The sequence below is a fragment of the Sphingobacterium siyangense genome (genome assembly GCF_007830445.1).
Classification (GTDB): Bacteria; Bacteroidota; Bacteroidia; order Sphingobacteriales; family Sphingobacteriaceae; genus Sphingobacterium; species Sphingobacterium siyangense.
In genome coordinates this window covers 1-25,405 of the sequence record NZ_VLKR01000014.1, presented here as the reverse complement: position 1 = coordinate 25,405, position 25,405 = coordinate 1, and the positions used below count along the sequence as shown (strand labels likewise).

At 39.5% G+C, this 25,405-nt stretch carries 24 protein-coding genes and 1 other RNA gene; 12 read left to right on the top strand and 13 right to left on the bottom strand.

Annotated elements, in window-relative coordinates; genetic code table 11:
* The first annotated feature begins 68 nt into the window (after positions 1-68).
* A complete protein-coding gene (locus IQ31_RS13610; protein ID WP_208734250.1) occupies positions 69-1,100 on the top strand; it encodes a glycoside hydrolase family 18 protein in 1,032 nt (343 codons plus the stop codon).
* A gap of 34 nt (positions 1,101-1,134) precedes the next feature.
* Here the strand turns inward: IQ31_RS13610 and ssrA are convergent.
* Together ssrA and IQ31_RS13600 are read right to left on the bottom strand one after the other, a co-directional pair.
* Positions 1,135-1,502: a transfer-messenger RNA gene (gene ssrA, locus IQ31_RS13605) on the bottom strand.
* A gap of 259 nt (positions 1,503-1,761) precedes the next feature.
* The gene (locus IQ31_RS13600; RefSeq protein WP_145328294.1) at positions 1,762-3,792 is read right to left on the bottom strand and encodes a M3 family metallopeptidase; all 2,031 of its coding nucleotides are present in this window, start codon (positions 3,790-3,792) and stop codon (positions 1,762-1,764) included.
* 96 nt (positions 3,793-3,888) lie between these two features.
* Here IQ31_RS13600 and IQ31_RS13595 point away from each other — a divergent pair, with 96 nt between their 5' ends.
* On the top strand, positions 3,889-4,416 hold the full coding sequence (locus IQ31_RS13595) for a hypothetical protein (RefSeq protein WP_145328293.1): 528 nt from the start codon (positions 3,889-3,891) through the stop codon (positions 4,414-4,416).
* A 118-nt stretch (positions 4,417-4,534) separates the two neighbouring features.
* Here IQ31_RS13595 and IQ31_RS13590 read toward each other — a convergent pair whose 3' ends face one another.
* Positions 4,535-5,740 carry a pyridoxal phosphate-dependent aminotransferase gene (locus tag IQ31_RS13590; protein WP_232475608.1) on the bottom strand — a complete coding sequence of 402 codons (1,206 nt, stop codon included), beginning with the start codon at positions 5,738-5,740 and terminating at the stop codon, positions 4,535-4,537.
* A 267-nt stretch (positions 5,741-6,007) separates the two neighbouring features.
* On the opposite strand from IQ31_RS13590, the gene IQ31_RS13585 reads away from it, so the two are divergent.
* The 4 genes from IQ31_RS13585 to IQ31_RS13570 all read left to right on the top strand — a co-directional run bounded on the left by IQ31_RS13585 (position 6,008) and on the right by IQ31_RS13570 (position 10,513).
* Positions 6,008-6,997 carry a cation diffusion facilitator family transporter gene (locus IQ31_RS13585; RefSeq protein ID WP_088162836.1) on the top strand — a complete coding sequence of 330 codons (990 nt, stop codon included), beginning with the start codon at positions 6,008-6,010 and terminating at the stop codon, positions 6,995-6,997.
* A 144-nt stretch (positions 6,998-7,141) separates the two neighbouring features.
* Positions 7,142-8,932, top strand: a complete 1,791-nt coding sequence (lepA, locus tag IQ31_RS13580) for a translation elongation factor 4 (protein WP_120333313.1) — start codon at positions 7,142-7,144, stop codon at positions 8,930-8,932.
* 64 nt (positions 8,933-8,996) lie between these two features.
* Positions 8,997-9,884 (top strand): bifunctional 5,10-methylenetetrahydrofolate dehydrogenase/5,10-methenyltetrahydrofolate cyclohydrolase, encoded by an 888-nt coding sequence (locus tag IQ31_RS13575; protein ID WP_145328292.1) that lies wholly within the window; start codon positions 8,997-8,999, stop codon positions 9,882-9,884.
* Positions 9,885-9,970: 86 nt separating this feature from the next.
* Entirely contained in the window at positions 9,971-10,513 is a 543-nt protein-coding gene (locus tag IQ31_RS13570; RefSeq protein ID WP_115046770.1) for a hypothetical protein, read from the top strand.
* Positions 10,514-10,607: 94 nt separating this feature from the next.
* On the opposite strand, the gene IQ31_RS13565 is transcribed toward IQ31_RS13570, so the two are convergent.
* A complete protein-coding gene (locus tag IQ31_RS13565; RefSeq protein WP_145328291.1) occupies positions 10,608-11,477 on the bottom strand; it encodes a serine hydrolase in 870 nt (289 codons plus the stop codon).
* Between the two features lie 156 nt (positions 11,478-11,633).
* Between IQ31_RS13565 and IQ31_RS13560 the strand changes: the two genes are divergently transcribed.
* Positions 11,634-12,176: a DUF1543 domain-containing protein gene (locus tag IQ31_RS13560; protein WP_201638664.1), complete on the top strand. Its 543-nt coding sequence runs from the start codon at positions 11,634-11,636 to the stop codon at positions 12,174-12,176.
* 66 nt (positions 12,177-12,242) lie between these two features.
* Here the strand turns inward: IQ31_RS13560 and IQ31_RS13555 are convergent, their stop codons facing one another.
* The 6 genes from IQ31_RS13555 to IQ31_RS13530 all read right to left on the bottom strand — a co-directional run bounded on the left by IQ31_RS13555 (position 12,243) and on the right by IQ31_RS13530 (position 18,315).
* Positions 12,243-13,727, bottom strand: coding sequence for an amino acid permease (locus IQ31_RS13555; protein ID WP_075994050.1), 1,485 nt, complete (start codon positions 13,725-13,727; stop codon positions 12,243-12,245).
* 132 nt (positions 13,728-13,859) lie between these two features.
* The gene (locus tag IQ31_RS13550; RefSeq protein ID WP_145328290.1) at positions 13,860-14,507 is read right to left on the bottom strand and encodes an NAD(P)-dependent oxidoreductase; all 648 of its coding nucleotides are present in this window, start codon (positions 14,505-14,507) and stop codon (positions 13,860-13,862) included.
* Between the two features lie 7 nt (positions 14,508-14,514).
* The gene (locus IQ31_RS13545; protein WP_145328289.1) at positions 14,515-14,928 is read right to left on the bottom strand and encodes an Rrf2 family transcriptional regulator; all 414 of its coding nucleotides are present in this window, start codon (positions 14,926-14,928) and stop codon (positions 14,515-14,517) included.
* A gap of 115 nt (positions 14,929-15,043) precedes the next feature.
* Positions 15,044-15,730, bottom strand: a complete 687-nt coding sequence (locus tag IQ31_RS13540) for a peptidase associated/transthyretin-like domain-containing protein (RefSeq protein WP_075994047.1) — start codon at positions 15,728-15,730, stop codon at positions 15,044-15,046.
* Positions 15,731-15,851: 121 nt separating this feature from the next.
* Positions 15,852-17,798, bottom strand: a complete 1,947-nt coding sequence (locus IQ31_RS13535; protein WP_244294489.1) for a M1 family metallopeptidase — start codon at positions 17,796-17,798, stop codon at positions 15,852-15,854.
* A 169-nt stretch (positions 17,799-17,967) separates the two neighbouring features.
* Complete coding sequence (locus tag IQ31_RS13530; RefSeq protein WP_088162829.1) at positions 17,968-18,315, bottom strand: ArsC family reductase; 348 nt, start codon at positions 18,313-18,315, stop codon at positions 17,968-17,970.
* A gap of 316 nt (positions 18,316-18,631) precedes the next feature.
* On the opposite strand from IQ31_RS13530, the gene fbaA reads away from it, so the two are divergent.
* From fbaA to IQ31_RS13515, 3 genes are all read left to right on the top strand, one after another.
* Entirely contained in the window at positions 18,632-19,711 is a 1,080-nt protein-coding gene (gene fbaA / locus IQ31_RS13525) for a class II fructose-bisphosphate aldolase (RefSeq protein ID WP_046672381.1), read from the top strand.
* A gap of 135 nt (positions 19,712-19,846) precedes the next feature.
* On the top strand, positions 19,847-20,521 hold the full coding sequence (locus tag IQ31_RS13520; RefSeq protein WP_088162828.1) for a head GIN domain-containing protein: 675 nt from the start codon (positions 19,847-19,849) through the stop codon (positions 20,519-20,521).
* A 234-nt stretch (positions 20,522-20,755) separates the two neighbouring features.
* Positions 20,756-21,424 carry a sterol desaturase family protein gene (locus IQ31_RS13515; protein WP_232475606.1) on the top strand — a complete coding sequence of 223 codons (669 nt, stop codon included), beginning with the start codon at positions 20,756-20,758 and terminating at the stop codon, positions 21,422-21,424.
* Between the two features lie 100 nt (positions 21,425-21,524).
* Here the strand turns inward: IQ31_RS13515 and IQ31_RS13510 are convergent, their stop codons facing one another.
* A complete protein-coding gene (locus IQ31_RS13510; protein ID WP_145328287.1) occupies positions 21,525-21,917 on the bottom strand; it encodes a group III truncated hemoglobin in 393 nt (130 codons plus the stop codon).
* A gap of 187 nt (positions 21,918-22,104) precedes the next feature.
* On the opposite strand from IQ31_RS13510, the gene IQ31_RS13505 reads away from it, so the two are divergent.
* Positions 22,105-22,671 carry a hypothetical protein gene (locus tag IQ31_RS13505; RefSeq protein WP_088162826.1) on the top strand — a complete coding sequence of 189 codons (567 nt, stop codon included), beginning with the start codon at positions 22,105-22,107 and terminating at the stop codon, positions 22,669-22,671.
* Between the two features lie 187 nt (positions 22,672-22,858).
* Here IQ31_RS13505 and IQ31_RS13500 read toward each other — a convergent pair whose 3' ends face one another.
* Both IQ31_RS13500 and IQ31_RS13495 read right to left on the bottom strand, forming a co-directional pair.
* Positions 22,859-23,395 carry an ExbD/TolR family protein gene (locus IQ31_RS13500; RefSeq protein ID WP_115049407.1) on the bottom strand — a complete coding sequence of 179 codons (537 nt, stop codon included), beginning with the start codon at positions 23,393-23,395 and terminating at the stop codon, positions 22,859-22,861.
* A gap of 318 nt (positions 23,396-23,713) precedes the next feature.
* Positions 23,714-24,256: a hypothetical protein gene (locus IQ31_RS13495; protein ID WP_115046780.1), complete on the bottom strand. Its 543-nt coding sequence runs from the start codon at positions 24,254-24,256 to the stop codon at positions 23,714-23,716.
* A gap of 172 nt (positions 24,257-24,428) precedes the next feature.
* Between IQ31_RS13495 and IQ31_RS13490 the strand changes: the two genes are divergently transcribed.
* Positions 24,429-25,319, top strand: coding sequence for a winged helix-turn-helix domain-containing protein (locus tag IQ31_RS13490; protein ID WP_115046782.1), 891 nt, complete (start codon positions 24,429-24,431; stop codon positions 25,317-25,319).
* Positions 25,320-25,405: the final 86 nt, after the last annotated feature.

Below are 25,405 nucleotides of genomic sequence, written 5' to 3'. Positions count from 1 at the left end.
ATGTGAATGCGTTACGGATTATATATTAGAACGATCACTATCATCTAGAAACAAAATAAGAAGCTATTATGGAATGTAAATTGAAATCAATATTTAGTCAGACCTTCACTGTTCTGTTATTGACTTTATTGTTGTATCCTAGTGTAAGTTGTGCACGAGCGAAAAACAAAAAAGTTGTTATCGCCTATGTCACTTCCTGGTCTAAAGTGATGCCTGATCCGACTTATCTGACGCATATCAATTATGCCTTTGCACATGTCAGCGACAGCTTTGACGGCCTACGTATAGATAATGAATCTAGATTGAAGACTATTACGGATCTTAAGAAAACACATCCACATCTAAAGGTATTGCTGTCCGTTGGCGGCTGGGGAAGCGGTCGGTTTAGCGAAATGGCTGCTAATGAATCTAATCGGCAAAAGTTTGCCAAAGACTGCTGGCGTGTGATGAGGGAATTTAATCTTGATGGTATTGACATTGACTGGGAATATCCAACGAATTCTTCTGCAGGGATCTCGTCTTCTTTAGCGGATACGGAGAATTTTACCTTGCTCATGCACGATATCCGCAAGGCTATTGGTAAGAAGAAACTGTTGACTTTGGCTTCTGTTGCGAACGGTAAGTATATTGCTTTTGACAAGATTAAGAATGATGTGGATTTTGTGAATATCATGACTTATGATTCGGGTCATCCGCCTTATCATCACGCGAGTTTACACCGTTCACCTTTATCTGGACATACAACTTGTGTGGAGGCCGTTAAGGCCCATATCGAGGGCGGTATGCCTGTTGAAAAATTGGTGCTGGGAATTCCATTCTATGGTCGGGGCAATAAAACTGAAGTCAAGGGTTTTATCGATTATAAAGATCTGCTTTCACTGCAGGGCTTTGAGCAGAAATGGGACGATGAGGCTAAAGCGCATTATCTTGTCAACGATAAAGGGGATTTTGTAGTGACTTATGAAACGCCAGAATCGATTGCACTTAAATGCGATTATGTACACACGACAGGACTACTCGGTGCGATGTACTGGGAATACGCGGGAGATACAGCAGGAGGTGTCTTACGGGATGCCGTCTACAAAGGTATTCTAGAATAAACAAAAAAGCCTAACGTGAGTTAGGCTTTTTTGTTTGTGGAGCTGGAGAGATTCGAACTCTCGTCCAGTCATGGTACTGTATACGCTTTCTACATGTTTAGCTTCTCTTTAATTGTCGAGCGAGGGAAGGTGAGTCGCTTACCTATACCGTACGCCGTAGTTGCTGTTTCTCACAAGTGCTTAGCAACATCACACTTGCCAGTTCTATTGTTCGATGCCCCGTATGTTAAACCAAAGAACAGGATCTAACGGGACAAATAGCTATGTTAAGTCTAACTTAAGCAGCTAAGGCGTAGTTTTCTTCGCCAGTTATAATTCTGAAAGTTCAGATTAAAGTGCTCTACTAACAACGCACTACATGCTTACATAACCGTCTCCATCCTGTCAATTCCGGTCAACCCCAATTATGTCTTACAAAGGTACTATTTTTTTGCTTAATCAGCAAGATACGTTCGATTCTTGTTTAATGCTTTGGTTCTGGATGGGAAACAAATGATGCTTTAATAAATAAAATTGCTTAAGAATCGAACTTTATTTGATTGGCTGAGTGTTCTGTTATTTTTACAGGGATTTTGATAGGCAGAAAGTTCTTGATGGATTTATGTTTCCAATAAAAAAGCTGGATATAAAATCCAGCTTTCTTATTATTTGATCAATCCAATTATTTGATTAATCCAGCTCTTTTCAACAAAGGTTCTACCGAAGGTTCTTGTCCGCGGAAACGTTTGTAAAGGACCATTGGATGTTCGGTTCCACCTTTTGAAAGAATATTATCCTTGAATTTGGTTGCGATTTCCTGATTGAAAATACCGTTTTGTTTAAAGTAGTCAAATGCATCTGCATCCAGTACTTCGGCCCATTTATAGCTGTAATAGCCCGAAGAATAACCGCCATTGAAAATATGGGAGAAGGCTGTGCTCATGGCATTTTCCTTGACATCAGGATAGAGTTTTGTCGAGGCAAACTGTTCATCTTCGAATGCTTTCAGATCCGAGATCGCGGTTGGATCCTGTCCATGCCAGCCCATATCCAATAGACCAAAGCTCAATTGGCGCATTGTTGCCATGCCCTCAAGAAATGAAGCGCTTTCGCGGATCTTTTCGACAAGTTCAATCGGGATCACTTCGCCAGTTTCATAGTGTTTGGCAAATAGCTCAAGGGCTTCTTTTTCGTAGCACCAGTTTTCCATCACCTGACTCGGTAGCTCGACAAAATCCCAATATACAGAGGTTCCAGATAGTGTAGGATAAGTGCTGTCAGCTAACATACCATGTAGGGCATGTCCAAATTCGTGAAATAATGTGGTCACTTCCTGAAAGGTCAACAGCGAAGGTTTTGAAGCTGTAGGACGCGTAAAATTGCAAACAATGGAGACATGCGGACGTTCTTGTTTACCCTGTTGAATGTACTGTGGTTTGAAAGAGGTCATCCAGGCTCCATTTCTCTTTCCTTTACGCGGGAAGAAATCGGCATAGAAGATAGCGACTAATTCACCGTTGTCTTTACTGACCTCAAATGTTTGTACTTCTTTGTGGTAGGTATCTATTGTATCGACTTCCTTGAAGTTGATGCCAAACAAGCGATGGGCTACTTCAAATGCACCTTGTAAGACATTTTCGAGTTTGAAATAAGGTTTGAGCTTTTCATCGTCCAGATTAAAGCGTTCTTGTTTCAACTTTTCGGCATAATAGGCGCCATCCCATTTTTCCAATTGGTCTATGCCATGCATATTTTTTGCAAATTGGGATAATTCTGCAAATTCTTTCACTGCTGCTGGTTTCGCTTTTCCAAGAAGGTCGTTTAGGAATTCGGTGACTTTGCTTGGATTTTGTGCCATACGTTCGGCAAGGACAAAGTCTGCATGGGTGGTGTAGCCTAATAATTTAGCCCGTTCGAAGCGCAGTTTTACAATTTTAAGGACATTTTCCACGTTGTTGTGTTCGTTGTCCTGAAAAGCTTTGCGGCCTGCGGCGAGGGTAATTTCTTTGCGAAGTTCTCGATTGTCGGCATAAGTGACAAAAGGAAGATAGCTCGGGAAATCCAGGGTAAAAAGCCAGCCTTCTTTTTCGTTGGCTTTAGCCAAAGCATGGGCAGCTTCTACAGCACCCTCTGGAAGTCCAGCAAGATCTTTTTCGTCTGTTACCAACAGCTGATAGGCATTGGTTTCGGCCAGGACATTCTCCCCGAATTTCAATTTTAAAAGTGATAGCTCGGCATCTATTTCGCGGAGCTTTTCTTTCTGTTCATCATTTAAAAGTGCGCCGTTGCGTACAAAATCCTTATAGGATTTTTCCAATAAGGTGGTTTGCTCTGCCGTCAATGTCAGTTGATCCTTCTGATCGTATACAGCCTTAACCCTTTTGAAAAGATCGAAATTTAAGGTGATATCATTGCCTAAAGCAGATAGTTTTGGGGCGACATCCTGTGCGATCTTTTCGAGATCAGCATTGGTTTCAGCGGAATGGAGATTGAAAAAGATATTGGACAAACGATCTAGTGTCTGTCCAGAGTAGGACATAGCAGCGATGGTATTGTCGAAAGTTGCCGTTTCGGGATTGTTGACGATAGCATCGACTTCATCTTTTGTCTTCTGAATAGCTTCATCAAATGCGGGAATATAATCTTCGTTTTTTATCTGTGAAAACGGAGCCGTGTCGTGCTGCGTTTTAAATTTCTCTGTTAAAATACTCATAGGAGTAAATGTAATAAATATTTGGCTGAAGCGCCAAAATCATTGTGAATTATGTGCTATGGATGATATTTTCCAAAAAATGGGTATCTTCGAAGCATGAAATTGAAATCTATTTATCTCCGGATGTTAGCGATCGGACTAGTTCTGATCATGACCATGGAGCTACATGCGCAGCAGTACTGTGATTCCCTGAAAAAGGAGGTCCCAGCGTTCTGTAAGCTTCTGGATGACGATGCAAGGGTGGAGTTCCCAAAAGATTATGCTAAAATCGCTGCTTGTATGGAGATTGATTCCGTCACGGAGATGCTGCTGGGCTATGATATGGTCAAGATGAAAGCCTTACAATTGCAAAAGGTAAAAAGTAGGCTTTTCACTTACGGTGACTGGATGGATATGGTGGTGGAACTGAAAACGAGCAAGGAATACCGCAATGCCTTGCAGATGATGGAGTTGGTTCAGAACAAGATCAATCGTGCGGACTGGGATCAATTGTTGAAGTTGATGAAAGAGAGTCTGTTACCTAGTCATCTCGAGGCTCTTGAGCTGGACAGGGTAGAGAAAATGCTTTTTGACCCGAAGAATAAGGGTAAGAAATTCATCGAGGTGATGGAGCACATCAAATAAAAGGACGTATTTGAATATACCGTTGTGGAAGATAAAGGGAGATTGATACAACTGGGATTGTTAAAAAAATGGGCTATCCAATTTTCTTGGATAGCCCATTCAGTATACTGTGTATTGATTATGCTAATTTTCCTAATGCTTCTTTGATTCTTTTTAAAGCTTCGATCAAACTTTCGTCTGAGGCCGCATAAGACAAGCGGATGTAATTGTCGTTACCGAATGAATCTCCACCTACTGTAGCTACGTGACCAACATTCAATAAGTACAATGCCAAATCAGATGAGTTTTTAATGACATTACCATCTTGGTCTTTTTTACCAAAGAACGAAGAGATTTCTGGGAAGAAATAGAATGCACCCTCTGGAAGATTTGTTCTTACGCCAGGGATTTCAGTCAATAGATCGTATACCAATTGGCGACGACGAGCGAAAGCTTCTTTCATTTTGTTGACAGATTCTAATCCTTGTTCATAAGCGACGATACCCGCACGTTGAGAAATTGAACATGTACCTGAGGTTGTCTGTCCTTGTAATTTATCATTTGCGGCAGCAATGGTTTTGTTGGCAGCGATATAACCTAAACGCCATCCCGTCATTGCAAATGCTTTTGAAAAGCCATTGATGATAATTACTCTATCTTTGATGCTTTCAAATTGTGCGATGGATTCGTGTTTGTCTACAAAGTTGATATGTTCGTAGATTTCATCGGATAAGATAAATACCTGTGGATGTTTTTCGAAAACTTCAGCTAATGCAGCCAATTCATCTTTGCTGTAAACTGTTCCTGTGGGGTTGTTTGGCGAAGAGAACATAAACAATTTGGTTTTTGGTGTAATTGCCGCTTCCAATTGTGCTGGTGTAATCTTAAAGTTATTGTCGATCTCTGTATTGATAAATACCGATTTTCCTTCCGCTAAAACGACCATTTCGGAGTATGATACCCAATATGGTGTTGGGATAATTACCTCATCACCCGGGTTGATCAAAGTCAAAATTACATTAGACAGGGATTGTTTCGCACCTGTAGAAACAACAATTTGAGAAATATCATAATCTAAATTGTTTTCTGTCTTCAACTTGTTTACAATTGCCTGGCGCAATTCAGGGTATCCCGGTACCGGCGAATAACGCGTCCAGTTTTCATCTAGGGCTTTCTTCGCTGCATCTTTTACATGCTCAGGGGTGTTGAAATCAGGTTCACCTACGCTAAGGCTAATTACATTAACGCCTTTTGCTGCTAATTCGCGGCCCAACTTGGTCATTTTAAGTGTAGCCGATTCGGACAAATTATTTATCCTGTCTGATAAGTATGATGATGTGCTCATGGTAAGACAAAGATATTATATACGTTGCAAATAATCTTCTTTATTTTTGAGAATTTACAAAGAAAAGTAGCTCTTTTATTGAGCTTTTTTAATAAAAGGGCTGTTGAAGCGATTTAGCACAGTTATTTAATTGATCCCTGACGTTGGATGTTCAAAACTAATCGTTCTGATTTGTCGTTATATCTTTACCTTTGCGCTCACAAAAATGCTGGCTAGTCCTCATTTCATCATTAGCTCATAGAAGGTTTCATATAGAAGATAAGCATCATGTCAAGACAAAGAAGATTGGTTTTATTATCGCTTTTTACGGGAATAGGTTTGATGATTGTGAAGTTTTTTGCCTACTTTTTAACGGACTCCAGTGCAATCTTTACAGATGCGGCAGAGAGTATCGTTAATGTGATTGCTTCGGGTTTTGCATTTTATAGTATTTATCTTTCGGCGCAGCCTAAGGATGAGAATCATCCCTACGGGCATGGTAAAGTGGAATTCTTTTCGGTGTTTTTAGAAGGTGGACTTATTTTTATTGCTGGCGCCATTATCTTAGCCAAGGCTTGTTACAATCTTTTCTTTCCTGCAGCGTTAACACACCTTGAACAAGGGATTTATCTGATCGGTATTACATCTGTGATAAATTTTGCAGTAGGATTCTATATCATGAAGCGTGGACGTGCATTGGGGTCTATTACCTTGGTGGCGGACGGAAAACATCTGCAGGTAGATGCCTATAGTACGGTCGGATTGATACTGGGTTTATTATTGATGAGACTGACAGGTTTCCAATGGATCGATGTGGTCATTTCAATTGTACTGGGGCTTTTTATCCTCTTCAATGGTTATAAGCTACTTCGCCAATCGATCGGTGGATTGATGGATGAATCGGATACAGCGCTCGTACAGGATGTCGTCGAAATCTTGGAGCGCAATCGGAAAGATGAATGGATTGATGTTCATAATCTTCGTGTACAGCGCTATGGGAACGAACTCCATGTAGATTGCCATCTCACACTACCCCGTTACCTTGACTTGATCCAGGTGCATGATGAAATTTCTGCTGTAGATAAGATTGTCAATAAGGAAATGTCGGTACGGACCGAATTTTTCGTTCATGCGGATCCTTGTCTTCCACAGTGCTGCCAATATTGTCAGGTCGGCAATTGTCCAATTCGTTCGGAGCAATTTCGGGAACGAATTTCTTGGGACACAGACAATGTTACACGAAATCAGAAACATTTTTTATATGCTATTGCTGAATAGCGAATACAGTTTCTACCGTTCTTAACAGGAATAGTGTCTAGTCTGATTTCTTCGCGTATAGTAAACTAAAAAAAAGCTAGTTTATATAAATATATATAAAAAAAGGTATCTTTGCCTTTTAGCAAAAGAGTTTAAAAATCCTATATGAAGCACATTCGTAATTTCTGTATTATTGCGCATATTGACCATGGCAAAAGTACTTTGGCAGACCGCCTTTTAGAGTATACCAATACCATCAGTCAGCGTGAGGCACAGGCACAATTACTTGATAATATGGATTTGGAACGTGAACGTGGTATTACGATCAAGAGTCACGCCATCCAAATGAATTATAAAAGAGATGGTCAGGAATATATCTTGAACCTGATTGATACCCCGGGACACGTGGATTTTTCTTATGAGGTGTCGCGTTCAATTGCTGCCTGCGAGGGCGCTTTATTGATCGTTGATGCATCTCAAGGTATTCAGGCGCAAACGATTTCAAATTTATATCTAGCGTTGGAACATGATTTGGAAATCATCCCAATTCTTAACAAAATGGACCTTCCTGGTGCTATGCCTGAAGAAGTCAAAGATCAGATTGTGGATTTGATCGGTGGTGACCGCAATGCGATTATTCCTGCATCTGGTAAAACAGGTCTTGGTGTTCCGGATATTTTGGAGGCTATTGTGGACCGTATTCCACATCCAGTGGGTGATCCTGATGGACCTTTGCAAGCCTTGATTTTTGACTCTGTTTTCAACTCATTCCGTGGTATCATGGCTTACTTTAAAGTTGAAAATGGTGAAATCCGTAAGGGCGACCGCGTGAAATTTGTTGCTACTGGGAAAGAATATTTTGCCGATGAAATTGGTACGCTGAAGTTGAATCAAGTACCCAAAGAAGTCATTAAGACCGGTGATGTAGGTTATATTATCTCTGGTATCAAGGAGGCACGTGAAGTGAAAGTAGGGGATACCATTACGCATAAGGATCGTCCTTGTTCTGAGGCTATTCAAGGGTTTGAAGAGGTGAAACCGATGGTCTTTGCGGGTATTTATCCTGTGGATACGGAGGATTACGAGGAGTTGCGTGAATCGATGCACCGTTTGCAGCTAAACGATGCTTCTTTGGTGTTTGAACCAGAGTCGTCGGCAGCTTTGGGTTTCGGTTTCCGTTGTGGTTTCTTGGGTATGCTTCACATGGAGATTATTCAAGAGCGCCTAGAGCGCGAGTTTGATATGACGGTGATCACGACAGTTCCCAACGTATCCTATAAGGCCTATATGACCAAAGATAAAGAGGAAGTGATCGTACATAATCCTTCAGATCTACCGGATCCAAGTAAATTGGATTCAATCGAAGAGCCATATATCAAAGCTAATATTATTACGAAATCGGATTTCGTTGGACCAATTATGTCACTTTGTATCCAGAAACGCGGTACGATCATGAACCAGCATTATTTGACTTCAGATCGTGTTGAATTGGTTTTTGAAATGCCAATGGGAGAAATTGTATTTGACTTTTATGATAAATTGAAAACAATCTCTAAAGGATACGCTTCATTTGATTACCACCAGATTGGTTATCGCAAGTCAGATTTGGTAAAACTGGATATTCGATTGAACGATGAACCTGTAGATGCCTTATCATCGTTGATACATCGGAGCAACGCATATGATTTTGGTAAAAAGATCTGTGAAAAACTAAAAGAACTGTTACCACGTCAACAATTTGAAATTCGTATCCAAGCGTCAATCGGTGCAAAGATTATTGCCCGGGAGACGATCTCAGCTTTACGTAAAGATGTTACGGCAAAATGTTATGGTGGTGATATCTCCCGGAAGCGTAAGCTTTTGGAAAAACAAAAGAAAGGTAAGAAACGCATGCGTCAGGTTGGGAACGTAGAGATTCCGCAATCTGCATTTATGGCGGTATTGAAATTAGATTAATCAAAATAACACAATAATAAAGGAGCTCTTGGGCTCCTTTTAAATACAATAAAATCTCCTAAACATGAATCTATTAGATGGTAAACTAGTTTCCGAAAAAATTAAAGAGCAAATAGCGTTAGATGCGGCTGAATTTACTACACAGACTGGCCGTAAGCCTCATCTGGTTGCTATCCTTGTGGGGAATGATGGTGGTAGCGAAACCTATGTAGCTAGCAAAATGCGCAACTGTCAACTGGTCGGCTTTGAATCAACAAACATTCGTTATGATGAAAACATAACAGAGGATGAATTGATCGCTAAGGTCAAAGAAATCAATCAGGATGAGTCTATCGATGGTTTGATTGTGCAGTTGCCTTTACCAAAACATATTGATCCGGATAAAGTTACCGAAGCAATTGATTACCGCAAAGATGTGGATGGTTTCCATCCGATCAACCTCGGACGTATGCAACGTAATCTTCCTTGTTTTATTCCAGCTACGCCATATGGTATTATGTTGATGTTGGATTATTATAAGATCGATACAGCAGGCAAGCACGCCGTAGTGGTTGGAAGAAGCAATATCGTAGGATCGCCAATGAGTATCTTACTGGCTCGTAATTCCAATCCAGGTAATTGTACTGTTACATTAACACATAGTCGCACAAAAGACCTTAAAACAGAGGTTTTGCGTGGTGATATCGTTGTTGCGGCAATCGGGAAGAAAAATTTTGTTACTGCAGACATGGTTAAAGACGGTGCAGTAGTAATTGATGTCGGTATTAATAGAGAAACTTCTACAGCAACGAAATCTGGTTTTAAGCTATTTGGTGATGTTGATTTTGAAAATGTTGCTCCTAAAGCGTCCTGGATTACACCGGTACCGGGCGGAGTTGGGTTAATGACGATCGTCGGTTTGTTGAAAAATACACTGGAAGCTGCGAAAGGAACAATCTATCCGAAGCAATAATTTTGTCTAATTGGCATAGAAGTTGTAAATTGATGTATACGTGCTCTGATGAGCCGTTGAAAACTACACTCATAAATCAATTTATAATGAAGAAAATTGCACTTTTAGCAGTCGTAGCAGGAGCATTGGTCATGTCTTCTTGCAACAATTCGGAGAAAAAAGACACTACAGCGACAGATTCGGCAAAAACAGTCGGTGAGCATGTAGATGCGGCAATCGCAGATTTAAAAAATGCGGAGGAAAATGCCCGTTTGAAAGCAGAGCAGGCGAAAAAGGATTTGGATGAAGCTATCGCGAAAGGCGATAAAGCCGCCGAGGAAAAGGCTCGAGCTGCTTCTGAAGAAGCTAACACAGCTTGGGAGAAAACCAAGGATGCTTTGCGTAATGCTGGAGAGGATGTAAAAGAGGGATTGAAAGATGCAAAAGATGCGACAGTAGATGCGACAAATACAGCTGTTGATAAAACAAAAGATGCTGCAAAAGATGTCGCTGACGGTACGAAGAAAGTTGCAAATGATGTTGCTACCGGAACCAAGGAGGCCGCTAAAGATGTAAAAGATGCTTCCAAAAAAGTAGGTGACGATATTAGTCGGAAAGCTAAAAATGTAGGTGAAGCGTTGAAAAATTAGTTGACGTATTTCATTTGAACTATAGGGAAGGGGAGCACTTTTTTGAGTGCCCCCCTTTTTATATCACATCTTTATAACATTGACTTAAATAGGCCTATTGGTAGTAATCCCATAACAATTTGGAAAGTTTACGGGTAAGTACCTCTGCTTCATTTGTTTTTCCCCAGCTTTTATCTGTATTGTTCTTGGTGAAAATACTGAAAACGTAATCTCCTTTCGGTGCATTGACCAAAATGACCTCATTGCGTACGTCATCTAAAGAGCCTGTTTTTGAAGCTGTTTTAACAGTGGATGGGATTTGCGATAGCCCTCTTTCATCATAGAACATGTTGCCCATAAAACGATACATCTGATCGGAAGATTTTGGGGATACAACTTTGCCTTGTCGGATTAGTGTGACCAAGTCGGCCATTTCTTTTGGTGTAGTCTGGCCCCAACCATATCTTTCCCAATCTGACTTCCGTCCCTCTGTCTGTGAGTTGACACGCGTCTGGGTTAATTGAAGCTCGCTCATTAATTTATTGATCGCGACACCTCCTCCCGCAAGGTTTTGATTCCAAATGCTGGTTACATTATCACTATAAGATAGCATAAGCGCAACCAAGGTTTTCAGATCAACTTGTGTACTGTCCTTAAAAAATTGCATCAGCCCTGAGCCGCCATATCGTTGACTAGCACGGTAGAGCAGTTGTTGATCAAGTTGTAGTTCACCTTTTTCAATTTTATCAAAGATGCCGACTAAAATGGGTATTTTGACAATGCTTGCCGTCGGGAAAATGCTGTCGCCCTGGATGTTGACTTCTTTGTTTTTTTTGAGATGGTGTACATAAATGCCGACATCGCCTTGAAAACCCTGAATCAGCTGTTTAATCTGTGATTCGAGTTTTTTATCGGTAGCGGCTTTTTGACCAAAGGACGTTAATGATAAGAATAGTAACGCAAATGATAGGAATATTTTGTGCATTGTGAAGATATAATATATGTTAAATGTGGTGGATAATAGTTATTTTTATTGTTTATAGGGCTTAAGTTATGAAATATCCATGATTCGTACGCACAGACATCGATGAAAAATAAACTGGATATTCTAGCACGGACATTGAATGACTGATTTTTGACTATGAAATTATTTATGATTTTGATCGGTTGTAAACCGAAAAATAGACGGACAGAACAGCATGACATTTTCTTTGGTATTGGTAATGAGCTCAAGGATTTTGTCGATCCCATTAAAGATTTTTGGCCAGAGGCTGACGGTAAAATTCACATTGATGCGTACCGTATTGTCCATAAGATTGGGGAATATGAGATCAAGGTTACTGAAAGGGGGAATGAACAGGCTATTGATTCGGAATTGAAGTTGTTTTTTGTCAATTTAGGTGGCTACAAACCGAATGAATTTGACGAGTTCCATTACAAAGAACTTATTGTAGCATCTAGTTTGGCCAAGGCGACTGAAAAGGCAAAACGCACTGTTTTTTGGAAGCACCACAGTTCGGCACATATCGATGATAAGTACGGTTTGGATGTTGATGATATTTATGAGATAGAAGATTTGCTATTACCTCATGATAAAGAGCTGTATAGTATTCAAATTACGCCAAAGATCGGTCTAGAAGAAGATACCATTGCGAATGGATATTTTAAACTGAGTGCGCTGTAATAAGAATGTGCTATTGGATTTCTTAAACATAAAAAAGGCTTCTTTATTAAGAAGCCTTTTTTATGTTTAACCAACCTTTTGTTGGTTCTGATGTTGTTTTCTAATGACACTATGTTTTTTGCCGTATACAAAGTAAATCAATAAGCCTATAGCAAGCCAGACGGCTAAACGCTCCCAGCTTTCAATTGGCAATGAAGCCATCATTAAAATACAGACCAAGATACCCATGATTGGAACGAAAGGAACCAATGGTGTTTTAAATGGGCGTTCCAAATTAGGATCTGTTTTACGCAGTACTAGAATACCTACACATACGAGGGTGAAGGCAAATAGGGTACCAATACTTACCATATGGCCAAGGTCAGAAACTGGAACGAAACCTGCGAATATACTTACAAATACCATGAAAATAGCATTTGTTTTCCAAGGAGTCTGTCTTTTGGACAGGTCTGAAAATATCTTTGGAAGCAAACCATCTTTACTCATCGAATAAAATACGCGGCTCTGACCAAGTAACATCACGAGAATAACTGAAGTGTATCCTGCAATAATCGTAATAATCAACGCTGTATTTAAGAAATGATATCCAGTTTTTGCAAAAGCTGTCGCAACAGGTTTTGCGTCACCTTTGAACATCGTATAGTTTTCGATGCCTGTCATTACGTAAGAGAATAAAACGTACAAAAGTGTACAGATTATTAACGAGCCGATGATACCGATTGGCATACCTTTTTTTGGATCTTTCGCTTCCTGGGCAGCTGTACTCACTGCGTCAAAGCCGATGAATGCAAAAAAGACAACCCCAGCAGCGCGCAATACACCACTGATACCAAAGTGACCGAAGTCATCACTCTTTAAAAATGACCAGAAGCTTTGTTGTCCACTTTTTACAAGCTCTTCACCTGCATTTACAGGGATAAATGGATCGTGGTTTGCAGGATTGATAAAGCTCCATCCCAAGGCGATAAAAATCAATACAACACCGACTTTTAGGATAACCAATATATTGTTTACACGGGATGATTCCTGTGTACCACGCATGAGCAATAGCGACAGTAAACAAACAATAATGATAGCAGGTAAGTTGACCACTCCACCTTCCCAAGGGCCTTTGAGTAGGGTATCGGGGAGCTGGATATGGAATATCATCAGGAGCTGGTTGAAATATTGGGACCAGCTGACGGCTACTGTAGCTCCTGCCAGTGCGTATTCTAGGACGAGATCCCAGCCGATAATCCAGGCGACAAATTCACCCATTGTGGCGTAGGAATATGTGTAAGCACTTCCGGCAACAGGAATCATAGAGGCAAATTCGGCATAACAAAGACCTGCGAACCCACAGCCTACTGCTGCGATAATGAAAGATAGGATAACAGCTGGCCCTGCATTTTCAGCAGCGGCAATCCCTGTTAGGGAGAAAAGTCCTGCCCCAATGATGGCCCCGACCCCGAGGGCGATAAGGCCCGAGCTGGACAGTGTCCTCTTTAGCGTGTGTTCTCCATTTTCATTTGCTTCAGCAATGAGTTGAGGAATCGATTTTTTAAATAGCATAGGATTAATTCTTTACGATTATTTAGCTTTTCAATTGTTTAATTAATGTCAAATATAAATGATCTCAATGAAAAAAGGGAAGATTGCTCCTCCCTTTTGTAATAAAATCTGAATCAAATGCTTGTTTGGGTACTAATACGCTGCTGTAAAGCGTTTATTGAGGAATTGTTTGTTCTCAATTTCGTCTGCTATTGCTACAGCAAGATCCTCTACTGATAATCTAGAACGACCTTCCTGATCAAATACGGGAGCATCAAGGCCTGTGCGGTATTTTCCGGTACGTGTTCCACCAGCATGGGAATTCATTTCTATAGCGGGACTAAACATGGTCCAGGTAAGTTGATCTTCTTTCTGGATGGTATTCAGATAATCTGCTGCAGCTAATGCCCCAGGTTTAATTTCTTTGGGAAAATCCGGTGAATCGACCAGTCTATTTCCATCAATCAATAAACTTCCTGCACCACCAATAACAATGAAACGATTGATACCGGCATCTTTAACAGCCTGTTGGATGGCCAATGCACCTTTTGTAAAATCCTCATAAAGATTAGGGTTGGTCCATCCGGCATTAAAAGCTGAAACAACAACATCAACACCTTTTAGGGCAGAAACCAATTGATTATTATCATTGATATCTACTTGGAGTTTGGTTACTTTTTCACTCGATGGAATATTTTCGACGTGGCGGGCGATGGCGACTACGTCATAGTTACGGTCTACCAATTCTTTTACGAGATGAGATCCTACGTATCCTGTGGATCCAATTACTGCTACTTTCATGCTTCCTTTAATTAAATGTTTTGCTAAAATCAGCCAGGGTTATCTTTTTCAAACGCTGTACAATATCAGTGTCGACTTCCTGATACAGATCCTGGAGTTTGGAATTGATATTTTTGCCAACAACACAGGCAGGATTGGGACTGTTAAATTTCCCGCCGAAATCGGTTTGTTTGGTGCTGATATAAATATCAGCCAAGGTAATCGTTGGATTTTCGGGATTTATGCGAATACCGCCGCCCTTACCTTCTTTACTCGTTAGTAAAGATGCTGTTTTGAGAGATGCAATTTCTTTGCGAACCACACTTGCATTGACTTGGATGCTTGACGCAATATATTCAGAAGAAAGCCATTGATTTGACTCTTCTAACTGTGCCAGAACCATAATGTGTAATGCTGTTGCGAACCTCAAGTTGTGTAACATCCTCTGCTGATTTTTCTAAATTATAACACAAAGTAACAGAAAAGGTTTTAAACTGAAATAAAAATTATTACAGTTTAAAACCTTCTGACAATCACGTGATAAAAGTGTTTGTTTTTTATTTTTTCTCGTTAAATTTTTTATAGCTATCCATGATATAGACTTTCAGAGTCTCTTGGCTGCTGTTTTGAATAAATTTATAGGAAGGTCTAAATCTTTCTTTAAACAGGGCTAGATCCGAACCATTGAGCGGAGTCAATTCTTTGATCAGATTTTCGGTGAATTTGCGATCAACTGCTCTTTTCTCACGTTCATCGACTAAGAGTTTATAATTTGAACGTGCTTGTTTTCCCTCTTTGCTAAATATACGGCTTGGAGAAATTCGTACTCCGCCGCGGTTTTGACTTGCGTCGGAATACTTTCCTAAAGTCTTCTCGCGCTGGATTTCAGCAGCAAGTCTACTGTCTGTCATCCTTTCTACGACAACTTCACTGAGTTCGATAACATTATTCATTCTGTTCAAATAGATTCTGCGTAAGCTCGTGTCATAAATGAAAACAGTATCTTGTTCATATCCCACAGCCTTGATTAACAAAAGGTCGTTAACATTGGCGTCAATTGCAAAGGAGCCATCTCTATTGGTCTGTACTTCAGCCTTGGTTCTTAAATTTTGAATTTGTGCAGCCTCAATTTTCTCACCGCTGACAAGTTCCATAATAATCCCCTTGGTTTTTTCCTGTGCAACAAGATGTCCACTCATTAGTGTAATAAGTAAGCAGCTTAGAATCGTTTGTAAGATTTTCATGTGAATAAATATAGTTATGTATTTTCAATCTATGAATGAACAGGGTATTTGCCGTTTTGTTTACGCCGTACGTTCATGATCGTTCTCTAGCCAAAAATAACGAATAGATTTTGAAAATCTGCTAATTTGCTTTCCACGAATTATTGTCTGGGTTCTTGTCCGGCATGACCATGTCAGGATCTAACTGTACAGATTGCAGTGGCTCTGTGGTCGGAATTTTAAATTGCCATACGTCGTTTCTTTCCCAGATTTCCACTGGTAGTTTTTTTCGAATCTTCTTGCCCGATACGGTTGTAGCTTCAACAATAACTGGCATCGGTAATTTTTCGAGATTTTCCACGGTGACAAGTGCGCCAAATTTTGGCTCGTTGTTGACATAGGATACTGATTTTATACCTTGGTCCATTTGCCAGTTGTTGACAAACCACCCGCGCCAGAACCAGTTTAGGTTTTCACCAGCACCATTTTCAATGGCTTTGAAGAAATCCTCCGGAGTAGGGTGTTTGTAAGCCCATTCTTGGATATACTTTTTAAAGGCGTAATCGAAACGTTCAGGACCGATGATTTCGTTTCGCAATAATTTCAGTCCATAAGCTGGCTTATAGTAGACCAAAGCACCAATATTACGTTCTTTCATGTTTTGCGGGGTACTCATGATCGGTTCAAGATTACGGGCAGTAAAGATGTACGATCTGCTCGCCTGATTACGGTAATATTCGCCATTGTTGAATTCTTTTGTTGCGAGTTCGTTAATAAATGTATTGAACCCTTCATCCATCCAGCCATATTCACGTTCGTTGGATGCGACAATCATTGGGAACCAATTGTGACCAAACTCGTGGTTGGTAACACCCCAAAGAGATCCTGCTTTGGCCTGATTGCCACAGAACGACAAAGCTGGATATTCCATTCCACCGACATTGGAGGCTACATTGACCGCTACAGGGTAAGGATACTCAAACCAGCTTTTTGAATAGATTTCAATTGCGGCTTTGGTGTATTCTGTCGAGCGTTCCCAGGCATTGTTACTGTTACTTTCAATTGGATAGGCAGACAAAGCGAGGGATTTTTTTCCACTCGGTAGATTGATCTTCGCGCCATCTAATATAAATGCCGTAGAGGATGCCCAAGCAATGTCTTGCGCATTATTAAGTTGATATTTCCAGGTTAAGGTTTTCTTGTCAGGCCTGGAGTTTTTTGCGTTAACTTCTTCGGCGGAGCGGATGATCACGGTTTCGTCGCTGCGTTGTGCCTGTTGATATCGCTTGAGTTGTTCAGCTGTAAATACTTCCTGTGGGTTTAACAATTCACCACCCAATACAACCATGTGGTTTGCCGGAGTAGTGATCTCAACCTGGTAATTTCCGAATTCACGATAGAATTCTCCCGGTCCTGTATAAGGAAGGGTATTCCAACCTCTAATGTCGTCATAGACACACAGTCTTGGGAACCATTGTGCAATGGCATAGATTTTTCCGTTTTTTGTGTCAAGTATACCTGTACGGTCCGCACCGTATTTAGGAACTGTGTATTGGTATTTAATCTTAAAAGTTATTTTTCCGCCCTTGCTCTTTAACGCAGCAGGAAGTCGAAGTTGCATACGGGTATCGTCAATAATATGTTCGATCGTATTTCCGTTTACATCCGTAACAGATTGTATCTGATATCCACCATCAAAAGTTGAGTTACCATCACCGTAACGGCTGTTGGTCAAGGGGGAGATCAATTGACCGCGGCCATGTTGTGAAAACATATTTTGATCTAATTGTAACCACAGATAGTTCATATTGTCTGGACTATTGTTGCTATAGGTAATCTCGACAGATCCTGTAATTTGATCATTTTGATCGTTCAGGGAAGCCTGAATTTTATAGTCGGCTGCATTTTGCCAGTAGGCAGGGCCCGGTTTTCCGGCTGCGGAACGATATTCATTGCCATTATTTTTAAAAAACAAGGGTGCAAAGGCCTCTGTATAGCTGTAATTGGATGTTTTCTCCTGTGCAAAGGCTGGGTAAGCATAGCTCAACGCAACAAGGCTTAAAGAAGCCAGTGCAATTCTTTTCATCATACGTCTACTTAAATTATGTTTATTTGCTCCAATATACAATGAAAAGTACATTGAGCCAAAAAAAACGCAAACGACGTTTTATAATAAAAGGGATAGAAAGTGACCTTAAAGGTTTATTTTGGATAATTGGAGGCTTTTTAGAACCTCCATTCCGGGAAGCATTGTGGAACTATTTTAAATTTGTTACGTACTCTGCTTCATTAAAACCGAGTAATATACCTTTGTTGTATTCAATAACAGGACGTTTAATCATACTTGTATTTTCCTGAAGTACTTTATTGGCACTATCACTGTCAATGACTTGCTCTTGAGTTTCCGGAGATAACTTTTTCCATGTAGTTCCCTTTTTATTCACTAGAGCCTGCCAGTCTACTTGTTTTTCCCATTCTTTTAATTTATCCACACTGACGCCTTCTTTTTTGAAGTCATGAAATTGAAAGGGAACATTATTGTCTTCCAACCATGTAAGTGCTTTTTTTACTGTGTTACAATTTTTGATACCGTATACCTGTAGCATAATAGTGACAATTTGGTGAATCCAAATTTAATCAATCCCGATACAATTTTTAAAATAATTCATATTTCTATGGTGTCTTATCTGTGATTTAAGGATAATTGTGGATATTTTGTTGTCAATGCCATTGAAAAAAGGAGCAGCCGGAAAGTTCCTATTCAATTGAACAATCAGGGTTTTATGATTTGTTAACATTCTATATCCCATGTGAAATGATAGTGTATTTAGTACACTATAAAAATTAGGAAGTAATAATAATTTTTAATAATTTAGTAGCTTCAAGTTTAATGAAAGATTAAAATAAATCAATAACAGAAATATGAGCCTAAAAGATTTTAAAGGTGTATTGACAGGAGATCAAGTACAAGAGTTGTTTGAGGTTGCGAAGAAACATAAGTTTGCTTTGCCTGCGGTAAACATTATCGGAACAAACTCTATCAATGCGGTTATGGAAACTGCGAAAGCAGTAAATTCTCCTGTAATTATTCAATTGTCAAATGGTGGAGCGCAATTCTACGCTGGTAAAACCTTGAACAACGATAATTTACAAGCTTGCGTATTGGGAGCGGTATCTGCAGCACAACATGTTCATTTATTAGCTGAGCATTATGGTGTAGCAGTTATTCTGCATACAGATCACGCAGCTAAGAAACTTTTACCTTGGATCGACGGTTTGTTGGACGCTGGCGAGAAATTCTTTGCGCAACATGGAAAACCATTGTTCTCTTCTCACATGTTGGATTTATCGGAAGAGCCAATTGAAGAAAATATTGAGATTTCCGCTAAATACTTAGCGCGTATGAAACCACTTGGTATGACAGTGGAGATCGAGCTGGGTGTTACAGGTGGTGAAGAAGACGGTGTTGACAACTCGGATGTGGATAGCTCAAAACTGTATACCCAACCAGAAGAGGTTGCCTACGCTTTTGAAGAATTGTCTAAAGTATCTGACAAATTTACAGTGGCAGCTGCATTTGGTAATGTTCATGGTGTTTACAAACCAGGTAATGTGAAATTGCAACCAGTTATATTACATAATTCTCAAGAATATATTCGTGAGAAATATAATCTTACTGCTGAGAAGCCCGTAAACTTCGTATTCCACGGTGGTTCTGGTTCTTCTCCGGAAGAAATTGCAGAAGCGATTTCATACGGTGCGATCAAAATGAACATTGATACGGATATGCAATGGGCTTTCTGGGATGGTGTAAGAGCTTATGAAGCGAAAAACCATGATTATTTGCAAGGTCAGATCGGTAATCCAGAAGGAGCTGATTCTCCAAATAAAAAATATTACGATCCACGCGTTTGGTTACGTAAAGGTGAAGAAACGTTTGTTGCTCGTCTGAAAGAAGCATTCGCTGATTTGAATGCAGTAGACGTTAATAGCAAACTATAAGCATAGGTTGAAAAAATAGATCATAAAGGCGCCCTTAGATAGGGCGCCTTTTTTATGTCAAAATAGGTTAAAAATATTGTTCTTAATAGGAATTGGCTTATTTTTTGACGAACTACAATAAAAAGTCAAGTAAATATGAAATTTTTAGGAGTCAGTGTAATTCTTTTATTAATTGCCCAAATGGGGTTTGGGCAGGTGAAGCAAAATGTTGGCGATTTTTCTTCGGTTGTAGCGACGGACAAGATTCAGGTGGAGCTGATTAAATCCGACGAGTCCTTGGTGACGTTTGAAGGACAGAACCATGAGAATGTTAAGGTCGTCAACACAAATGGATCGTTGGTTTTGAAAATGAATACGTTGAATATGCTGCAAGGGGGGAATATCTCTGTGAAGGTATATTACAAGAGTTTGAACAATGTAGAAGCAAAAAAAGGAGCCAAGGTATTTGCAACTACAAATAATCCAGTTGCTGCTGACCACTTAAAAGTTTATGCTTCAGAAGGTGGTCTGGTCGATCTCTATACAGCGGTAAAAACAGCTGAAATTAAAGTGACCTCAGGGGCTACAATCGCTTTGTATGGAAAGGCAAATAAACAGGAGATCATTTCAAACTTTGGCGGCAAATATGAAGGAAAAGATTTTAAGACGAGTATCACGACGGTCACTGTGAATGGTGGCGGTAAAGCAGATGTTTATGTTACTGATTCCATCGAAACCAAAACACGTGGTGGCGGTGTCATTGATGTCTATGGAAAACCAGAACAACGTGTAGAAAAGAAAATGGCCGGAGGAACAGTCAACTTTAAATAAGTAAACTGTCTTGGATTTGTCAATTTTAGTGCGAGTTCATTTTAGTTGATTTTATAGAAAAGAGTGGAAATTTGAGGTAATAGATGAAATAAAAAGGGTTTAGCTTGATTGGGGTAATGATTGTTGTTTAACCTTTTTATTAAAAAGGTCAGTTATTTTGTTTTTCTCATCAGAAACCTTCTTCATTTGTGCTTAAAATACTTATTTTTGTGAGGGAATAATAAAAATAGTATTATGGCAAAGCGTAATTATGTTTCAAATTCTACGGAATCTACGCGCATGTTCAAGAATGACTTTTTAGAGTCTTTGACGAAAGTGCATTGGAGTGTACCTTTGATTTTCTATGTACCCGTGGTTGTTTTCTTTTCGTATAAAGCGCTAGTTTGGGGAGACATTTCCTTTTTAACCTACATTGGGTATTTTATTTTTGGTTTAGCTTTTTGGACTGCTTTTGAATATGCGTTACATCGTTGGGTGTTTCATTTTCATCCGACATCGGAATGGGGAAAGCGAATCGCTTTTATTTTCCATGGTGTGCATCATGATTACCCAAGAGACCGTATGCGTTTGGTGATGCCGTTGTCAGCGAGTATTCCACTAGCTCTTTTGGTCTATCTTGGTTTTACATTGTTTTTTTCGAATGAGTTTATCTTAGCCTGTTTTTTCTCAGGTTTTATGGTGGGGTATTTGATCTATGACGAATGTCATTATGCGATGCACCATGCTAATTTTAAAAGCGGTATTTTCAAACGGATCAAGCAGCACCATATGTTGCACCATTATTCTGATCCAGAAAAGGGTTTTGGAGTGAGTTCTTCCTTATGGGATGAAATTTTACGCTCAGGTTTCGAAGAAAAGGAATCCAAAAAAGATTCTACTTCCTTAAAGGAAGAAAAAGCATAAATTGAATCACATCAACTAAAAAAGCCCTGGAAGTTTCCAAGGGCTTTTTTTATGGATTAATTTTTCTTTTTATTTAACAATGCCATCAAGTAGGCTAACTTTAGATCAATGGTTTCTTGTTGGGGTTGGCGTGCAGATATTCCAGTTTGAACTGAAACATTTGGGCCATTTTCTGCGCACGCCATTTGGCTTCTTCGGCCTTTTGTCCACTGTATAAGCCATCTACTGTTGCTTCGAATAATTTGAGCCATTGACCAAAATGTTGCGCATCAATGGGCAAGTTAATATGAGGTGGAAAGGGGCTGCCAAAATAACGATGTTCATTCAGTAGGATAGTCTGCCAGAAACTATACATCTTTTCAAGATGCATTGCCCAATTGTCTTGGATTCTTTCTTTAAAAATAGGTCCGAGCAAAGTATCGTTACGTATCGTCGTATAAAATTGATCTACTAATACTTTAATGTCATCGAGTGTTTGAATATCTTGTTTCATCGCGTATGATCTAAGCTCATGAATAAAGACCTATAGCTGAATCAAAAGCTTCTTCATGATGTTTATCTAGATTAAATGTAGTGACATTTATGGAGAATCGCATCACTTGGATGTAAAGATGTCTCGTTGAAATATTGTAATTCTCTTTTATTGTCAGTAAATTGACTCAATACTAAGGGAAAAACATATGGGAAAATACGTTCTTTTAATCCTATTATCGATGGGATTTTATGCTGTTGAGGCGCAGGTTACAACAATTTCGATCAATAAGGAAAATTTTCAATCTTCTGGTTTTCCATTTAAGGGGAAGCGTGTGTTACAAGTGGAACGCATTCAAACTCCAAAAGAAGATAATTATATAGTGTTTTCAAAAGAGGAACGGGGTGCCGATCCCGACAAACTTTATGTACAACAATTTCAGCAGATCGAAGGAATGTGGCAGCTTGTGGCTGATGAATTGATATCCGAAGAAGGGATCGTTACGTCGATTTGGGAATCTCGAAAGGCATTTTTTGATGCCGATAAGGATGGTAAATTGGATGCATTATTTATCTATTCAAGGCATCCCAAGGATGACCTAAAAAAGCAGCTTAGCTGTATTGGTCTAGTTCTTTATAAGAATAAGTTTTACCGTCTCCGTGCGGAGGAAGTAGATGGTTATAGTCAAACAACGTTTTCCGATAATTATGCGTCCCTACCGGTTGAGGTAAAAGAAAATGTGGAACGTTATTGGAACAATCTGGATAAAAGATAATTTACCGTACTGGGCTGGAACCTACCGAAAGATCGATCATACGACCTTTCGGTAAACTTGTTACTGTCTATTTTCATCAGATAGAAATCATTCCCATGTTTTTTGATGACAATAATTGATTTTACCTATGAAAAGCTCGTTCAATAGGTTGTTACAATGTATGGATAGGACATCGCTCAAATCAATGTTACTGGATTATAGCGAGCAATTGCTTTTCTTCTTCGATTTGCATTTTACTGATCACATAACGTGCGATATGCTGGCCCTTCAATTGATCTATCGTCTGAATAATATCTTTTGTGCGCGCTTCTTTGCTAGGCTTGATCAGTACAATCATGTCCTTTGTATTGGGCATAGTGCTTATCTTAGCTTTTAACTGTGCAATAACGCCTGAGAGCCCTTTCTCGATATCTACCGGTACTTTTGAAGAGCTGATCGGTTTTTTGAAATCCCCATGATACCACATGAATTTTCCTTCGCCAAGAATGAGCGTCGCCGTGCGGTTTTCATCAATAAGAACCGAACTTTCTACATCTGATTTACTTTTGTCCGGCATGGCGATATCCATTGCAGATGGTTTATTTAATGTTGTGGTCAACATAAAGAATGTAATGAGAAGAAATGCGAGGTCTACCATGGCTGTTAAATCTACTTTAGGAGCCATTTTTCTGCTTCTTATTTTTTTCTTTCCCGTTTCTTGCGTTTTTTGGTTTAATTCTGCCATGATCGTCATCTTTAGGTTAACACGTTTTTGTTACTCACTATTATGATGTCAGAGAAGAACGGATTCCACAGTATTTTTTTTTAAAACTGGGGTTTTTCTCAAGTACTTTCTGTGTTTTTTTTCTTAATTGTTGATAATCAGTTTTTTTATGCTATGTTTTAGTTTGTTCGTTGTTGATCCGATTTGACCAATTCACTTGTCATTTTGTCCTTTCAATCAATTTAGGGCGCTTGCTAGGCTGTCGAAGTTTTTCTAGTGGTTTGCAAAAAAGCCCTTCTATGCTGAAAGGCTTTTCTTGCGGAGTGGTGGGTAAGTTACTTAGCAACCGCCTTGGTTAGGGATGCGTTTATAAATTATTTTGTTATCTCTTTGTACATAATCGCCCGCTACTATTGGATACGAATACTTAGGCGCGTACATGACACTACGACCCCTTATCGTTATTTTGTCGTTTACTTTCAGACTTTTCAATTGTTGAAATTCATTAGAATTTTCCAGACCAAAACTTAGAATATAGTCTTCACGATTAATCCTAACCATCACTCCAAAACCTAACTGTGCACCAAGAGGAAGATAAAGAGAAGTTACAACCGCCTCTATGTTGGCAGAATTCTTTATTTCATTCTTTATTTTCGCAGCATTGTCAAGTACTTTTATACCTTCGGGAGATTCTTTCCATTTTTTGAACTTTATACCATTGGGGCTCGCTTCCCATTTATTCCTTTCGGTGGTCATTTCAGTAGGAGTGCGTGAATTCGGCGCCGTTTTGTTTAGGGTTTCATTTTTGATTTCGCGATTGGCAAAGGCCAAGCCGCTTCCTATAGCGAGCGGTAAAACCAATACGTAGATAATTTTTTTCATATTTTTAAAAGTTTAATGAACATTAGATTTATCCCAGTAAATTAGATCCGTTCAAACTTTTTTTCGCGCATCTGTTTTAGAGTGATGTAACAAAATTACTTTGATGATACTTATATAGAGGGATTTAGATTGTAAATAGTGATGTAATCTTTGTAAATAAATTGTAAATCGTATGTCTGAAAGCCGAAATATTTTCTCAGGGAACCGCAAGTACTTGTATGGCGGCATAATACTCTTGTTTATTGCGATGGCCTTTGTTGCTTTTGATATGACTGGCACAGACGATTTTGATAGCGCTAGGAGGGAAGTTTTGCTTAGGAGGATAGGAGATGAACTGCTTACGCAGTCTGGAGACAGTAGATCAAGGGTACTTCCGATAGAAAAGATTCAAGAAAATGAATATCAGATCAGGTTTGAGAATGAAATCACCTTTAAACCAGACTCACTGGTGAGTGCTATTCAGCGCCTGTTGGTCAATGATCCTCTTGCCCGTGATTATGTCGTTAACGTCCTCAACTGTGGCAATTCGAGTGTAGCTTATGGATATGCTATTTCCCATAATAAAAAAGATGATATTATTGCTTGTAGAGGTAGAGTACAACCTAAAGGATGTTACATGATCAATATTAAATTTAAACCTAGCGGGATAAATACAGCAGCGAATAACTATTTTCTTGGTATCCTGTTGTTTTTAGCATTTGCTGGATTCTTTTTTTTGAAATCGGATCGGAGGCGAAGCACTGTGTTAGACGATCAAAATAACAGTATTTTAACCTTTGGGGCCGTTTTGTTTAATCCGCAGGAGCGAGAAATGGTCATTAATGAAAACACCATAGATCTCACTGGAACGGAAACCCGTTTGTTACATATTTTCGCCTTGTCTCCTAACCAAACGATAGCGCGAACACGGCTGCAAAAAGAAATTTGGGAAGATGAGGGAATTATTGTTGGACGCAGTTTAGATATGTTTATATCAAAACTTAGAAAAAAATTGGAGTTTGATCCGAATATCAAAATTACGGTTATACGTGGCAAAGGATATAAACTTGAGGTAAGTTCTTAAGAAGAGTAAGGGGATAAATTGGGCTAAAATGCAAAAAGCCTTTCATTTCTGAAAGGCTTTTTCTGCGGAGAGTGAGGGATTCGAAC